This is a genomic window from Pedobacter hartonius (assembly GCF_900107535.1).
Lineage (GTDB): Bacteria > Bacteroidota > Bacteroidia > Sphingobacteriales > Sphingobacteriaceae > Pedobacter > Pedobacter hartonius.
Genome location: NZ_FNRA01000019.1, coordinates 22,752 through 36,350, shown reverse-complemented (window position 1 = coordinate 36,350; position 13,599 = coordinate 22,752). Strand labels below are relative to the sequence as shown.

General features: G+C 40.6%; 16 protein-coding genes and 1 tRNA gene. 6 read left to right on the top strand and 11 right to left on the bottom strand.

Translation table 11 applies throughout. The features are described 5' to 3' along the window. Positions 1–184 precede the first annotated feature (184 nt). Together BLW16_RS22070 and BLW16_RS22065 are read right to left on the bottom strand one after the other, a co-directional pair. Positions 185–463 (bottom strand): hypothetical protein, encoded by a 279-nt coding sequence (locus tag BLW16_RS22070; protein WP_139298383.1) that lies wholly within the window; start codon positions 461–463, stop codon positions 185–187. A gap of 20 nt (positions 464–483) precedes the next feature. Beyond that, entirely contained in the window at positions 484–762 is a 279-nt protein-coding gene (locus BLW16_RS22065; RefSeq protein WP_090560056.1) for a helix-turn-helix domain-containing protein, read from the bottom strand. A gap of 132 nt (positions 763–894) precedes the next feature. Here BLW16_RS22065 and BLW16_RS22060 point away from each other — a divergent pair, with 132 nt between their 5' ends. From BLW16_RS22060 to BLW16_RS23380, 3 genes are read left to right on the top strand one after another with little or no spacing between them, the layout of a single operon-like run. Beyond that, positions 895–1,263: a hypothetical protein gene (locus BLW16_RS22060; protein ID WP_090560055.1), complete on the top strand. Its 369-nt coding sequence runs from the start codon at positions 895–897 to the stop codon at positions 1,261–1,263. A gap of 41 nt (positions 1,264–1,304) precedes the next feature. Continuing rightward, positions 1,305–2,033 (top strand): IS3 family transposase, encoded by a 729-nt coding sequence (locus BLW16_RS22055; RefSeq protein WP_090560054.1) that lies wholly within the window; start codon positions 1,305–1,307, stop codon positions 2,031–2,033. Between the two features lie 37 nt (positions 2,034–2,070). Further along, complete coding sequence (locus tag BLW16_RS23380) at positions 2,071–2,220, top strand: hypothetical protein (RefSeq protein WP_175470682.1); 150 nt, start codon at positions 2,071–2,073, stop codon at positions 2,218–2,220. 426 nt (positions 2,221–2,646) lie between these two features. Here BLW16_RS23380 and BLW16_RS22050 read toward each other — a convergent pair whose 3' ends face one another. From BLW16_RS22050 to BLW16_RS22035, 4 genes are all read right to left on the bottom strand, one after another. Further along, the gene (locus BLW16_RS22050) at positions 2,647–3,318 is read right to left on the bottom strand and encodes a hypothetical protein (RefSeq protein ID WP_175470681.1); all 672 of its coding nucleotides are present in this window, start codon (positions 3,316–3,318) and stop codon (positions 2,647–2,649) included. A gap of 235 nt (positions 3,319–3,553) precedes the next feature. Beyond that, the gene (locus BLW16_RS22045; RefSeq protein WP_090560052.1) at positions 3,554–3,829 is read right to left on the bottom strand and encodes a hypothetical protein; all 276 of its coding nucleotides are present in this window, start codon (positions 3,827–3,829) and stop codon (positions 3,554–3,556) included. Next, on the bottom strand, positions 3,807–4,943 hold the full coding sequence (locus tag BLW16_RS22040) for a hypothetical protein (protein WP_139298380.1): 1,137 nt from the start codon (positions 4,941–4,943) through the stop codon (positions 3,807–3,809). The genes BLW16_RS22045 and BLW16_RS22040 overlap by 23 nt, the downstream gene beginning before the upstream one ends. Positions 4,944–5,124: 181 nt before the next feature. Next, a complete protein-coding gene (locus BLW16_RS22035; protein WP_090560050.1) occupies positions 5,125–6,021 on the bottom strand; it encodes a HEPN domain-containing protein in 897 nt (298 codons plus the stop codon). A gap of 347 nt (positions 6,022–6,368) precedes the next feature. On the opposite strand from BLW16_RS22035, the gene BLW16_RS22030 reads away from it, so the two are divergent. After that, positions 6,369–6,611 carry a helix-turn-helix domain-containing protein gene (locus BLW16_RS22030; protein WP_090560049.1) on the top strand — a complete coding sequence of 81 codons (243 nt, stop codon included), beginning with the start codon at positions 6,369–6,371 and terminating at the stop codon, positions 6,609–6,611. A 57-nt stretch (positions 6,612–6,668) separates the two neighbouring features. On the opposite strand, the gene BLW16_RS22025 is transcribed toward BLW16_RS22030, so the two are convergent. From BLW16_RS22025 to BLW16_RS22010, 4 genes are all read right to left on the bottom strand, one after another. Continuing rightward, entirely contained in the window at positions 6,669–7,886 is a 1,218-nt protein-coding gene (locus tag BLW16_RS22025) for a site-specific integrase (protein ID WP_090560048.1), read from the bottom strand. 247 nt (positions 7,887–8,133) lie between these two features. Beyond that, positions 8,134–8,207 (bottom strand) — tRNA-Asp (locus BLW16_RS22020). A gap of 89 nt (positions 8,208–8,296) precedes the next feature. Next, on the bottom strand, positions 8,297–9,370 hold the full coding sequence (prfA, locus tag BLW16_RS22015) for a peptide chain release factor 1 (RefSeq protein WP_090560047.1): 1,074 nt from the start codon (positions 9,368–9,370) through the stop codon (positions 8,297–8,299). 182 nt (positions 9,371–9,552) lie between these two features. Continuing rightward, the gene (locus BLW16_RS22010; protein ID WP_090560046.1) at positions 9,553–10,308 is read right to left on the bottom strand and encodes a UDP-2,3-diacylglucosamine diphosphatase; all 756 of its coding nucleotides are present in this window, start codon (positions 10,306–10,308) and stop codon (positions 9,553–9,555) included. A gap of 205 nt (positions 10,309–10,513) precedes the next feature. Here BLW16_RS22010 and BLW16_RS22005 point away from each other — a divergent pair, with 205 nt between their 5' ends. Next, the gene (locus BLW16_RS22005; RefSeq protein WP_090560045.1) at positions 10,514–11,524 is read left to right on the top strand and encodes an NAD(P)/FAD-dependent oxidoreductase; all 1,011 of its coding nucleotides are present in this window, start codon (positions 10,514–10,516) and stop codon (positions 11,522–11,524) included. A gap of 2 nt (positions 11,525–11,526) precedes the next feature. After that, positions 11,527–11,853, top strand: a complete 327-nt coding sequence (locus BLW16_RS22000; protein ID WP_090560044.1) for a 2Fe-2S iron-sulfur cluster-binding protein — start codon at positions 11,527–11,529, stop codon at positions 11,851–11,853. Here BLW16_RS22000 and BLW16_RS21995 read toward each other — a convergent pair. Further along, positions 11,850–13,544: a S41 family peptidase gene (locus BLW16_RS21995; RefSeq protein WP_090560043.1), complete on the bottom strand. Its 1,695-nt coding sequence runs from the start codon at positions 13,542–13,544 to the stop codon at positions 11,850–11,852. The genes BLW16_RS22000 and BLW16_RS21995 overlap by 4 nt on opposite strands. Positions 13,545–13,599: the final 55 nt, after the last annotated feature.

The following is a 13,599-nucleotide window of genomic DNA, read 5'->3' as shown; positions in this document are numbered from 1 at the left end:
TCTTTGCCAAAAATTAGCGACATAACCTCTGTATTGACAAATATAATACTTGAAAAAAGATACTCCAAAATTTGCTTTTTATAATAGTATCTTGCTCCTTCACTTCCTTTAAACTATAGGGCTATAGAACTTCGTCAGAAGTTCTGCAATCCGGGGTAGTATTTTGGTTTCTTTCCCGCTGGTTTTAGTCATCCTCATTCTGTCCCTCTTCGTTTAACAGCCATATTGAACTGGCATTTGTCGGGTGGTAGGATGGCTCATAACTGATATAGCCGTAATCAATTAAATCCTTCAAGCATTTGTGATAGGTGGCAATGGATTTGATACGTGAGAAACGCATGAGCCTGCTCCGGCTAACACGGATTGCCGCTCCCGGTGTGTCATCAGTACGGAAATAAAATATCGCCATAACCAGACTCAAATGGGAAGGCAATAGGCGGTAGTCGTCTGCTGCTCTTTTCATAAATGTGGCGGGCAGGTAGTTCATACTGCACCTCCTTCCGTTGGATTCTCCCCAAGCATCCGATTAATATCATCAGATTTGTAATACATCGTTCCCCCGACTTTTCTGTAATTGAGCGTACCATTGATACGGAGGTTCTGCAAAGTTCCGGGTGAAATGCTTAATATCTTTCTGACTTCGGCACTTTTCAACCAGGTCTTTGCAAATGGCTGTTGTGGCTGTAATACTTCTTTGAGTTCTGCGATCAATTCTGATTTAAAAAGTTTTAAATCTTCAGGGGTTATAAAGTCAATATTCATAATGTCATATTCAGGTGAAACAAATAAGTATAACTGAATAGCTGTATATCTGACCATGTGCCTATAGGGATATAGCGATTGTCTTGTCCGGAATTAGGTTTACAATTTTGAGCAATTTAAACTCAATAAAAGATGAAAATTGTAAAGCATTATTCGGACGATTTCAAGCGCGAGGTTGTTCAACATTACCTAAGTTCTGATGACAGCATGCAAAAAACTGCTGATAAATTTAAGTTAGCTGTTCCTGCTTCAGTTGGGCAATGGGTTAGTAAATTTGGTGGTGAATTCAGAACAGCTGTTATGAACAAATCTCCAGAAAAGCCAAAAACCGAAACGCCTGATACTCACGAGGGCATGGCAAAACGTATTAAAGAACTGGAAGAAGCTCTGGAAAGGGAGCGCCTGATGAACCTGGCTACAAACAAGATGATAGATATTGCAGAACGTGATTTAAATATCTCCATCAGAAAAAAGTCTGGAGCCAAACAGTCAAAGAAATAAAAGAACAATGTCCAGAGCTAAGCATTGATAAGCTCTGCGGATTGTTTGGCTTTACCAGACAGGCTTATTATCAGTTACAGAAGTACGAGTATAAATGTCGGGCGCAATCTCATATAGTGCTTGAAATGATTAAAAATGAGCGCAGTAGTCTACCTGGTATTGGTGGGCGTAAGGTGCTTAGTTTAATTGGCGCAGAAATGAAAAGAGAAAATATAACCATGGGTAGAGATGCCTTTTTTGATTTATTGAGGGAGAACCATTTATTGATTCGGCACCATAAAATCAAAATCATAACAACCAATTCTAGGCATTGGTATCGTAAATATCCCAACCTGATCAGAGGTATTCAGTTAATACGCCCACATCAAGTATGGGTAAGTGACATCACATACGTTGCAACCAGCGAGGGACATTTATACCTCTCTCTGATCACTGATGCCTATTCCAGAAAGATAATTGGATGGAACATATCCAATAAGCTCGAAGCAGATGGTGCTGTATCTGCTTTGGAAATGGCTCTTTCTCAGTTACCCGCTGATAAAGCAGCTGGTCTTATCCATCATTCAGATCGTGGCATTCAATATTGCTGTGATAAGTACATTTCGAAACTAAGATCCTTTAGCATCAACATCAGTATGACTGAGAATAGTGATCCTTTGGAAAATGCTATAGCAGAACGGGTTAATGGTATCCTGAAAACTGAATGGTTGAACAGATCTGCGCTTACTACCAAGTACGATACTGCATTAAAAATATCAGGGATCATTTGAGGCCTACAATACTAAAAGACCTCATTTGAGCATCAATATGATGACGCCAGAAGCAGCACATGTCTCTGAAGGAAACTTGCCCAGAAAGTGGAAAAACTATTGGAAAGAAAACCAAAATAAAATCATGTATGATGAGAAAAATAAATTACCTACTTTGGATATTCAAAGTCAATTCAGTAAAGCCTAATAAGGATTACTGCTACAATGGTGTAAAGCCGGAAAAGGATCACTTAAAAAGTCAATGTAAACCCTGAACCGGACGAAATAGCAATTGTAAAGAATACATAGTATTAACAGCTCCCAACTGTAAAGACTTCTCAGGACGAGACAGATCCTTATAACTACTGATCTGACTAGCTATGTAGCTGTGCGCATAGCTAAGTGCTGTTTTCGAAAGAATGGTGATCTTGGAATTGGGCGAATGTTGTATTTTGTGTAGTCATCTGCTTACATTTTGATTTGACTCAAATGTGCAGTTTAGACCAACATGTTCATGACCCTTCAAAAAACGAGGGTCACGGGATTCCTGGATAGGACATAGATAAATAACTACCTATCAAATAGATACAAATGGAATGGCAATGAGAAAAAGGAAGAGCAGATACAGGGCGTTTTAGCTTCTCCTTTTTGCAGGTACAATATTAAAGATCCTTTTGTCGGCTGGTACAGGCGAATGCTTACCCATAGTTGGCTTATTTTTATCGGCAGGGAAGTACCTTTTAAGCGTTTCAATTTTGATTTCCTTGTGGTCTTCGGTAAAATAATTGTTAATCATTTTCATCCATACTGCCTGTGTTCTGGCAAATACCAACTCTTTGTCATCATCCAATTTAAGTTCCTGTAGCTTTAGAAATAAATCAACTAAGATGAGATAGCTATCTTTGTGGATATTAATTTTATCGGTGGTTTCCTTTGATCTGAATAGTTTTATTTCTTTGTCCCGCTCGATCAATTGATTTTGAAGTCCTTGGTTTTCTGTAAGCAACCGAACCTTGATGGCCTCTTCGGTTTCATTGGAGTTCCATTTGTCAATAGAGGTCAGAAATTCAGTAAAGCTTTTCAAATGTTCGATTTCCTGCTGATCTCTTACATGGTTTTTACTTTCATAAATATCTTTCTCCACCAGTGTTTTTAGCCGTGTTTCTATCAGGCTCCATAGTTTTTTGAAGAAAAATTCTTCCTTGCCATCAGTATTTTTGTCTAAATAATAAGTCAAATGCCTATTGTAAAATTCTGGCCATCGACTAGCATCAATAGCGAAAATGCGCAAGAAAAAGTGTTTCAAAAAGCTCTTTCTGCTCCATTGCAGGTAATTACCAATGTCCAGTGTGTTTTTTGAAAAATCAAAACGGTCTCGTAGCCGGAAATACTCTAAACCCATAGGATATGATTATATCCAAATTTAGTTAAATCCATATCCAATAGCAATACTGTTAAAAGCAATGTTATATTGCCATCCGCTTATTAGGGCTTGGAAAAACGGATCTTATTAAGGGAATTTGATAATTACCGGTTCATACTCATTTGGCTTTCTTTGAGGTGAAGACATAACAGGCATCTAAAAATTCGCTGAACTGCGTATAAAAGCAGAGCATGTCTTTTGTAATCTTTTCATTGGCATATTGTGATGAATTGTAAACCCATCCTTTATACAATTCCCATAGGTTATCCCTTGTTTCATGGATAGGGAAATCATGAAAGAAATAATCCATTACATCAAATGGGTTCTCTAGTTCATGTTTTTGCAGCTTGGTAGGCTGATAATTCAGCTTCTTATTGATCTTCTTCCTTTTCATGGCTGTCAATTCCTTTAGTCGTTAATTCATAGGCTTCTGCAAGCCGATCTATAAATGTTTTAAAATGACCCTGATAGTGGCATTTGAGTACAGACAACTTAAAATTGTGCCTTTCAAAAAAACACAACACATGATAATCTGTAATCGAGTCCATCAGGTAAAACCGATAAGGTGCTATTTTGGAATGGATAAAAAACGTAGGGTTGCTTTCGTTCGGCACGTAAAATTTACTTTCTGCTTTAAAGCGCAATTCCAGTTCGTAGTAGTCTCCTTTGCCCACTAATAAAAAACAAAGCTGTGGGCTTTCACTGGAAAAGGTGCAGGCTTTCATATCCTGCTTTCGTGGTTTCCCTTTCACGTTGCGCAAACCATGGGTAAAAAGATAATGCGTAAAGGGTTGTGTCTGTAGCAGTGGAACGGCCTTTTGCCATAGGGCATAGACTAATTTCAACGTTCTGAGATTCTCCCGTTTGACTGCCTGTTTCTCTTTGTCTGTACTACGGTATTCAGGTATTTTGATGGGGGCAAGTGTTTGCATTTTTCGGCAAAGCATATTGATCTTCTCCTGCATGGGCGTATAATAATTGGCAATGGCTTGATTGGGGGTGATCACAAACTGATTAAAGCCTTTGATCTCTCGATGGTTCTTCTCCCAGATACCTCTATAGCGCACAATTAAAGGAAAATGAGCGGAACGGGCTGAACTTAATTGGGTATCGGCAAGGCAATAGCCAATAGCATAAAGGTTAAACTGGTTAACATTATCTTTTTCAAGTGTTGGCGTAGCAGTAGTTATTGCTTTCTTTCTTCTAAATGGGTAGATCAATTTATCCCCCGGTTTATAAAAAAAGGCATATTTAGGCTTTCTTTTAATATCCGTTCCCGCCCTGTCAATGATGACCGTCAGGTATTTGCTTTTGCCTGTTTTGGGGTCGAAAAAGTCCGGCCAGTAATATTTACCAAAATTGTAGCCGCCACCCGACCAAGTAAAGGAATACAAGGCAAAATAAGCGTAACGGCTCAAATAGGTATGATCAGTGTCTACGCTGCAACTGACCCTTAACTCTTCCTGCAAAACCCTGATATATACTCGTTCTTCTTTTTCTTCTCCCAAACGGATGCCTAAAATCAATACCTCATTCTGAAACGATATTGTCCTTTTTCTAATTACCAGATATGGACGCTCCGGAAATCTAAAATCAGAGTGTTTGTTTAAGGTGTCTAGGGTTAATCTAACCGCACCTTTTTCCAATGGCAGTGTGTAGTAATGATATTTTCCGGGGCTGGTCATTTCCTTAATCAACTGTCACCTCACTTTCTCCTTTCAGTTCTTTATACAAGAGACCTGCATGTTCCATCTCTTCAATTTTTACCCTGCACATATCTTTCACTAGGCTTACGAAAAATGAAGTGCGATCGAACAGGCTTTGGGCATCGTCTCCTGAAACAGAGAAGCTTGTTCCATAACGGGAACCGGAATAGCTTTTTATCAACAAGTCAAAAAGTCTCTCATCTTCCCGGTTACCAGATAAAAACGTTTTAATGGGTTTGTCAGAAAAAGAACCGCATAACCGTAGCATACGAAGTAGGTTATGTACCTCTGAACGGTAAGCAAGGTGTACCCGGATTAGGAGGATACAACATTGCTCTACAACTTGGTGAAGCAAGAAAGTAGAAATATTAAAATCCTTCTTGGCAAGGCACTCTCCAGCACCATGTAAAAAACCTTCCGCTAATGGCATACGATGGTTAAAATGTTTCTGCGCCTTATTTGCTGACTGCGTAGGGATAAATTTTCCGGTAAAATCAAAGTGGCTCATACCATCGTGACTATATAGAAGCTGTCCGGAAGTGTAAACGGTCATAAAAAATCTGTTATTCGCTTTAATCGCCTCTAAAATGGACTCCTGACCATGACAGATGATAGAAACATTACCTTTTCGATACCGGACATTCGTAAATTCCTGTACCTCATGATCAATGCGGGTACTGGTTTCTGTCACCATTAGCAGACAATAGTTGCAATGATGAGTATTCTCCTGATCCCGAAAACAGCCAGTAGTTTCCGATAGTAGATTGGTTCTGGCAAAGCAGAAAAGCTGTAAGGGTTGAAATTTCTCAACCAGGGACTTGACGAACGTTTTAAAATAATTTGCCTGCTGGTCTGCTGCTGAAAGAATGTGCATTTCCATATATTCTCATTTTAGTTAGTTACACTATAAATGAGTCTTGATGGGCTGGCTGCACATAATAAATGTGGGATCTGCCTACCATTGGTTACATTAAAGTTTCTGACGCCTTACGTTAACATGGATTTACAGCAGACCCCACATCTATCTTAATGCACAAATATAGCACATTTAAGAATAGATATGGTATTACTCTGCTGTCCTGCGTTAACGGCGTCAGATTCTGTAACCGCAAGACTCTTAATAAATTTTAATCCTTTTTAATTCATATATCGAAGATACAAAAAAAGGAAACAAACCCTGCTATATCAGGGTGAATTTATTTTCTTTTATTCTGTACTTAGTCACCTATGAGCGAAATTTCTAAAATAGAACAATACGTTATTGATAGAGTACGGGAAATTAGAATGAAGGCTGGGATAAGCCAAGTAAATTTGTCTGTAGATATGGAGTTAAATTCTAAGTTTGTTGGAAATGTAGAAAGTAATAAAACTCGTGACAAGTATAATTTGAACCACTTAAACAAGATCGCTGAAATTCTTAATTGCTCTATAAAGGATTTTTTTCCAGATAGTCCAATAGCAACTAAATAAAAAAACCATCCTATAAATAAATTATAAGATGGTCAATATTTTAATAAAGTATTAAAATTAAGCTGCCACATTTTTATTTTTTAGCACGCCCATATCTTCACCGACTTTGTTATCCATGATCTTGGCGTAAATCTGTGTGGTTTTAATACTTGCATGACCAAGCATTTTACTTACGCTTTCTATCGGAACACCATTTCCCATTGTTATAGTTGTAGCAAAAGCAACTCTGGCAACCTTAAACGTCAAATTCATATCTACACCGCTTAAATCGGCTATCTCTTTTAAATAGGCATTCATTTTTTGGTTGCTGTTCATAGGTAGTACCCGATCAGTATCAGCACAAAGCGGATGATCAGCATATCGTTCAATAATTTCTAAAGCGATTGGTAATAATGGAACATTACAAGGAATACCAGACTTATGCCTTTTTTTAATGATCCATAATGAACCGTCAACGCCAGTGACCACTTCTGATTTCTTTAGTTCTACAAGGTCAATAAAACTTAATCCGGTATAACAGCAAAAAATAAAAGCATCACGAACTATTCTTAGCCGCTCTATGGCAAATTCTTTATTATAGATGGTTTGTATATCGGTAGGGGTAAGAATAACCTGTTGAACCTTTGTAATCTTGTTTTTATGACCACAAAATGGATCATAGGTCATCCAACGATTCGCCAGGCAGATGCGTATCACTTTACCCAGATTTTTAAGATGCTTTACTGCCGCATTATTTGCACAGCGGCATTTGCTTCTCAAATAAAAATCAAATTCGGTGATAAAATAGTTGTCTACCTTTTCAACCAGCAGATCGGGAACTTTAAATTTATGCTGGATGAAAGATGTTGTGTGCATTAGAGTGGTGTTGTACTTACTCAGCGTTCCTTCTGTAAAGTCTTTTCCTATCAGTGCTTCCATCTTATCATTATGGTCTTGAAAAGCAGTGAGCAGGGTATGTGCTTCTTCTTCAACACCTAAGAACTTGTTTTTAAGGGATACCGCTGTGATCTCCTTATCTGCTTTGAATAGATCGGTATGTGCCTGATCTACCTTGTCTTCAACTATTTTAAGATAGGCATTGATTGTTCTTGCATCTTCTTTTTTTCCGTCTACGCGGTTAATCTGCGGATTCCAGCGTTCTGGCTCGCATTGTTTTCCAATTGATAATTCCTTAGGAACTCCATCTACAGTTATACGCATGTAAATCGGCATGGCACCAGCAACATAATTTTTGGGCTTCTTCAAATAGAAGAGCAGGCTAAAAGTGTTTTTCATCTTTTTCAGATTAGAGTTAAACAAAATTAGCGTTGCAGCTATGGGCAGTCAAGACGTTCATATTCTGAATTAGCTTGCAAATCAATGACTTACATGCTTTTCAGTGAGTAGGGCATCCGCCTGCATTGACTCACTGAATGTCTCACTGCGCATATGAGAAAAATTGAATATTTCGGAGATTCCGTAAATCAAAAAAGCCCTTAATCATCAGATTAAAGGCTTTTTGAATGTTTTACTACTTATTATGCGGACCGGACGGGACTCGAACCCGCGACCTCCGCCGTGACAGGGCGGCATTCTAACCAGCTGAACTACCGGTCCGTTTCTCCCTTTCGGGAATGCAAATATAGGAACTATAATCACATTACAAAATTAATATTTCAAGTATTTTTGAAATAAAATCTAACTCATTAAGCTACAGAGCCCTCTTTCATTTTTTCTGCGTTTTCAGCGAACTGAAGTGCATCAATCAGCTCCTGAACTCCCCCATCCATCACTCCGTTGAGGTTGTAAAGGGTTAATCCGATGCGGTGGTCTGTTACTCTTCCCTGCGGATAATTATAGGTCCTGATTTTCGCAGAACGGTCACCTGTGGATACCATGGTCTTACGCCTAGCGGCAATATCACCGTTTTTCTTCTGTACTTCAATATCATACAGCTTACTCCGCAGCATTTCCATCGCAATCTCGCGGTTACCCAGCTGCGAACGCTCCTGCTGACAAACCACTACCAATCCCGAAGGCCTGTGCGTAAGCTGTACTTTAGTCTCCACCTTATTTACGTTCTGTCCACCTGCACCACCTGAACGGGAGGTTTGCAGATCAATATCTGCGGGGTTTAAGTAAAAGTCTATCTCTTCAGCCTCAGGCAAGACTGCAACAGAAGCCGCAGATGTATGTACCCTGCCCTGCGTCTCTGTATCAGGTACGCGCTGCACACGGTGGACTCCAGACTCATACTTCAACTGTCCGTATACGTCTTCCCCGGAAACCTTCATGATCACCTCTTTGTATCCGCCTGCAGTGCCTTCCGTCACATCCACCACTTCAACTTTCCATCGCTTCTGCTCAAAATAGCGGCTATACATTCTAAACAGGTCACCGGCAAATAAAGCAGCTTCATCACCACCTGTACCGCCACGGATCTCGAACACCGCATTTTTAGCGTCTTCAGGATCTACCGGGATCAGCATCAGGCGAACCCGCTCTTCAATCTCCTCCTGTTGTTTTAACAGGCCATCGAGTTCTTCCTTGGCCATGTCCCGCATTTCAGCATCCTTTTCAGTAGACAGGATCTCTTTATTGGCTTCAATGTTACTCATCACATTCTTGTAGATCTTATATTCATCTACAATTTTGGTGAGGTCTTTATATTCTTTATTTAACTGGGCAAAACGTTTCATATCCTGCATCGTATCAGGATTACTCAACTGCTCTTCAACATCTTCCCAGCGAATTTTTATGGCTTCTAATTTCTCTAACATAATCGTTTATTCAGAAAATAATTAATTGCATGATCAGTATAACATCCTTACTCAGACCTTAATACCGTATAAAACGGGTGGCACCTATATAGTTAAAGGGGTATACTGAAGCAATCGGTATTAAATAGGACTACAAAAATAAGGTTTTTCAGTAGAATTATATATTTGTTTTTCAGGATAGCCTAACTCTCGTCTTTTTCAAAGTACTTCAAGCTCAACTCTTCACCGTCAAATACCACATAAGAATTATAATAGAACCAGTCTCCGGTATTGTAATACTTACTGTTATCGCCAAGGTCAATGATCATAGGCAGGTGACGGTGGCCATATATAAAATAATCATAATGCTGCTTCTTAAGTATCTCCTTTGAATGAACAGCAAGCCATTCCTCCGTTTCACCCAGAAAAGGTTCATCTACACGAATGTTCGCATTCCGGCTTTTAACCGACCACCCACTGGCAATGCCCAGCCCTATCCTGGGTGGCAATATCGAAAACAGCCAGTGGCATACCGGGTTTCTGAAAAACTTTCTGAGGATCCTGTAATTGCCATCCCCCGGCCCCAGCCCATCACCATGGTGCAGGTAAAAACTTTTCCCGCCTCTGTGGATAACCAGCTCATCGCTGATGATCCGCATGCCCAGTTCTTTGGTAAAGTAATCCTCCACCCACATGTCGTGATTGCCCTTAAAAAAATAGAGCTGAATACCGGCATCAGACATTGCGGCCAGCTTTCCCTGTAAACGGATGAATCCTTTAGGTATAACCGTCTTGTACTCAAACCAGAAATCAAAAATATCACCCATCAGAAACAACTCCGAGCAGGTAGATTCAATGGAAGTCAGCCAGCGTACAATCCGGTCTTCCCGGATCCGGCTCTCTTCATGGTTTGGAGAACCTAAATGAAAATCAGAAGCAAAATATATATTCTTTGTCATCAGTAGTTCAAAGATAGTCAACCATTTTATCAATCATACTCAAAAATAAATTTTGAACAGAATGCACCAGTTTTACCCCCAAAAAGGGCCAATAAAGACGATTACATCTGTCAACTTTGTCAGACTTAACTAAAATTTGCACCAATTGCAGGCAATTCAGAACCATTACAAACTATTTTTGTAAATTCGCGTCAAATTTAAATACATGATTTCTACAGATATAGCCATCATAGGCGCCGGACCCGTAGGGTTGTTTGCTATTTTCGAAGCAGGTTTATTAAAAATGCGTTGTCATTTGGTTGATTATTTACCCCAGATTGGCGGTCAGCTTTCTGAAATATATCCTAAAAAACCGATATACGACATTCCTGGTTATCCTAGTGTTCTGGCACAGGAACTGGTAGATAATCTGCTTGAGCAAGCTAAACCCTTTCATCCCGGCTTTACTCTGGGAGAGCGGATCGAAGGTCTGGAAAAACGAGGTGAAGGAGACTTTGTATTAACAACCAACATGGGTACTGTCATAGAATCCAAAGTTGTAGTGATCGCAGGAGGACTTGGTTGTTTCGAACCCCGCAAACCAGCCGTTGAAGGACTGGAGCAGTTTGAAAATGGCCGAGGTGTAAATTACATGATCCTTGATCCTGAAAAATACAGGGGACAGAAAATGGTAATTGCCGGCGGTGGTGATTCAGCTCTTGACTGGACGATCTTCCTTGCTGATATCGTTGATGAATTGACTCTGGTTCACCGCAGTGAAAGTTTCCGCGGTGCCCCGGATTCGGTAAACAAAGTAATGGAACTCGCAGAAAGCGGAAAAATCAACCTGATTTTGAACAGTAACCTTAAATCTGTATCCGGAGAAGGTAAACTGGAAACAGTAGAGATCATCCATAACAAAACACTGGAACCTACAATTGTTGAAGCTGACCACCTGATCCCTCTTTTCGGATTAAGTCCTAAATTAGGCCCTATTGAACAATGGAACCTGAACATCAACAAGAGTGCTATCGAGGTGAATACAGACGACTATTCTACAAATATCCCGGGCATCTATGCCATCGGAGATATCAACACTTATACAAACAAATTAAAACTGATCCTTTGTGGCTTCCATGAAGCAGCATTGATGAGCCATAGTGCTTACCAGTATATGAATCCAGGTGTTAAATACACGATGAAATATACCACTGTAAATGGAGTAGCAGAATTTTAAGAATGGAAGAAAATAATATTACCGTACACGTCCAAAATCCTGATGGTAGCCTAACTGCTTTGGAAGCGCCCGTGGATATGGGCCTGAGTTTAATGGAATATCTTAAAGCCTGCGAATATGATATCCTGGCAACCTGCGGCGGAATGGCACTTTGTGCTACCTGCTGTGTTGACGTTCTGGAGGGCGAAGAAAAGTTAAAGGAAATGACTGACGACGAATATGCGATGCTCGATACTTTACCTGACCTTTTACCCAATTCAAGACTGGCTTGTCAGTTGCAGCTCAGCCATGACATGGACGGACTGGTAGTTAAATTACACGGAACTTAATTATTGTCGGCATCTGCGATCGTTTTCGCAGGGTCGCCAATGGTTTTATAAGCGCCTTCACCTTTTAATATTGCAAGCATTTTAGTGGAACTGGCCAATACAGACTTCGCTGCATCCAACTCCTTATCATACTGGAATGCCTGCACTATTCTACCTTTTTCAAAATAGTAACGGCTCACGATCTGGCTCTCCAGTATCCTTTTGATTTCTGCCTTATGGGTCAGCAGGTCCGTTTTTTTAGCAATCAGCATTTTTGCTTTCAAATCATCCAGGTCACTCTTTACTTCTGCCAGCTTCTGCTCCTTCTCTGCCTCTGTCTTCAGGTCTGCAAGTAACTTCTCCGTATTCGATACATAGGCGTAGTCCTTTCCTTCCAGTGTAGTAATAAAAGTATTATACTCTTCATCGCTCATCCTGAAATCGCCGGCAGCCGCAATTGAAGCATGGCTCTTCTTATAGCTATTGGCAAAATCGAAGAACATACTTTTGCTGATTAAAGAGATGGTAAGCGGGCTTAATTTGGTAGTACCAACCACAACGTCCGGATAAATACCATTCCCGTCATATACGCTTCGGCCTGTCCTCGTGTTGAATTTTGCGATCAGGGAATCTGCTATTCTCCCGCTTTTCCCGAGCGCACTCTTATGCGAATAATCAATTGCCTGAATACATCTTCCGGAAGGCGTAAAATACTTGGCCACGGTAACCTTTACCAGGCTGTTGTAAGGAAGGTTAAACGTCTGCTGAACAAGGCCCTTTCCGTAACTGCGCTGCCCGATGATGACTGCCCGGTCCAGATCCTGCAACGCTCCGGCAACAATCTCCGATGCAGAAGCCGATGCTCCGTTGATCAGTACAGTAAGCGGTAGCTCCGGTAAAAGAGGAATAGTATTGGTCCTGTAATTGATGGTTTTTTCAGGGTTACGCCCCTTTTGGGTGACGATCACCATGTCTTTACTGACAAACAGGTTTACAATTTTCACAGCTTCCTGCAAAATACCTCCACCATTGTACCTCAAGTCCAGGATCATTCCCCTTGGGTGTTGCTTATTTAATTCTATAGCCGCATTTTGTACTTCCTGGGCAGAATTTTCCAGAAATTTGTCCAGCCTGATGTAGGCAATGTCGCCTACCATTCCGGAATAAATCACATTTGGCTGCCTGATCTCATCACGGATCAGCTCTTTCCGGATTAAACTTCCATCCCTGAGAATAAGCAGGTCCAGTGCAGACCCGCGCGGGCCACGCAGCAGCTGGCTCACCTGCAGACGGTCTTTCCCCCTGACCTCTGCCCCGTTGATCTTCATGATCTGATCGCCCGCCAGAATGCCCTGCCTGAACGCAGGATAACCCTCGGTAATTTCATTGACAAAAAGCTTTCCCTCAATAAAGACGGTGCTTACCCCTATTCCTCCAAATTGTGTGCTTACATATTTCAGTTTGAAATCTTCAACCTCTGATTCCGGGACGTATACGGTATATGGATCCAGCGTCTCCAGCATCGCATCAATCCCGTTCTTCATCAGTTCCGCCGGATCAGTTTCCTCTACATAGTTGATGCTGATCTCCTTGTACAGCGATGCAAAAATATCCAGATTTTTAGAGACCAGAAAAAGATCTTCTTTGAAAGACCAGGTTAAGGTAGCAACTGCAACAGTTGCCATCAGCAATGCAAACTTAAGTTTCTTCATGAGCATGCAATTTTGTTAAAAGAGATGAGCTTACACCCTTTTGAGCCAAAATGCC

What these genes read in the sequence shown, in the direction of transcription:
- BLW16_RS22045 (WP_090560052.1), bottom strand. Translation starts at nt 3,829, where the DNA reads ATGAAAAGGAAGAAGATCAATAAGAAGCTGAATTATCAGCCTACCAAG.
- BLW16_RS22025 (WP_090560048.1), bottom strand. Translation starts at nt 7,886, where the DNA reads ATGAAAAACACTTTTAGCCTGCTCTTCTATTTGAAGAAGCCCAAAAAT.
- BLW16_RS23380 (WP_175470682.1), top strand. Translation starts at nt 2,071, where the DNA reads ATGATGACGCCAGAAGCAGCACATGTCTCTGAAGGAAACTTGCCCAGA.
- BLW16_RS22065 (WP_090560056.1), bottom strand. Translation starts at nt 762, where the DNA reads ATGAATATTGACTTTATAACCCCTGAAGATTTAAAACTTTTTAAATCA.
- BLW16_RS22010 (WP_090560046.1), bottom strand. Translation starts at nt 10,308, where the DNA reads ATGACAAAGAATATATATTTTGCTTCTGATTTTCATTTAGGTTCTCCA.
- BLW16_RS21995 (WP_090560043.1), bottom strand. Translation starts at nt 13,544, where the DNA reads ATGAAGAAACTTAAGTTTGCATTGCTGATGGCAACTGTTGCAGTTGCT.
- BLW16_RS22000 (WP_090560044.1), top strand. Translation starts at nt 11,527, where the DNA reads ATGGAAGAAAATAATATTACCGTACACGTCCAAAATCCTGATGGTAGC.
- BLW16_RS22005 (WP_090560045.1), top strand. Translation starts at nt 10,514, where the DNA reads ATGATTTCTACAGATATAGCCATCATAGGCGCCGGACCCGTAGGGTTG.
- BLW16_RS22030 (WP_090560049.1), top strand. Translation starts at nt 6,369, where the DNA reads ATGAGCGAAATTTCTAAAATAGAACAATACGTTATTGATAGAGTACGG.
- prfA (WP_090560047.1), bottom strand. Translation starts at nt 9,370, where the DNA reads ATGTTAGAGAAATTAGAAGCCATAAAAATTCGCTGGGAAGATGTTGAA.
- BLW16_RS22035 (WP_090560050.1), bottom strand. Translation starts at nt 6,021, where the DNA reads ATGGAAATGCACATTCTTTCAGCAGCAGACCAGCAGGCAAATTATTTT.
- BLW16_RS22070 (WP_139298383.1), bottom strand. Translation starts at nt 463, where the DNA reads ATGAAAAGAGCAGCAGACGACTACCGCCTATTGCCTTCCCATTTGAGT.
- BLW16_RS22060 (WP_090560055.1), top strand. Translation starts at nt 895, where the DNA reads ATGAAAATTGTAAAGCATTATTCGGACGATTTCAAGCGCGAGGTTGTT.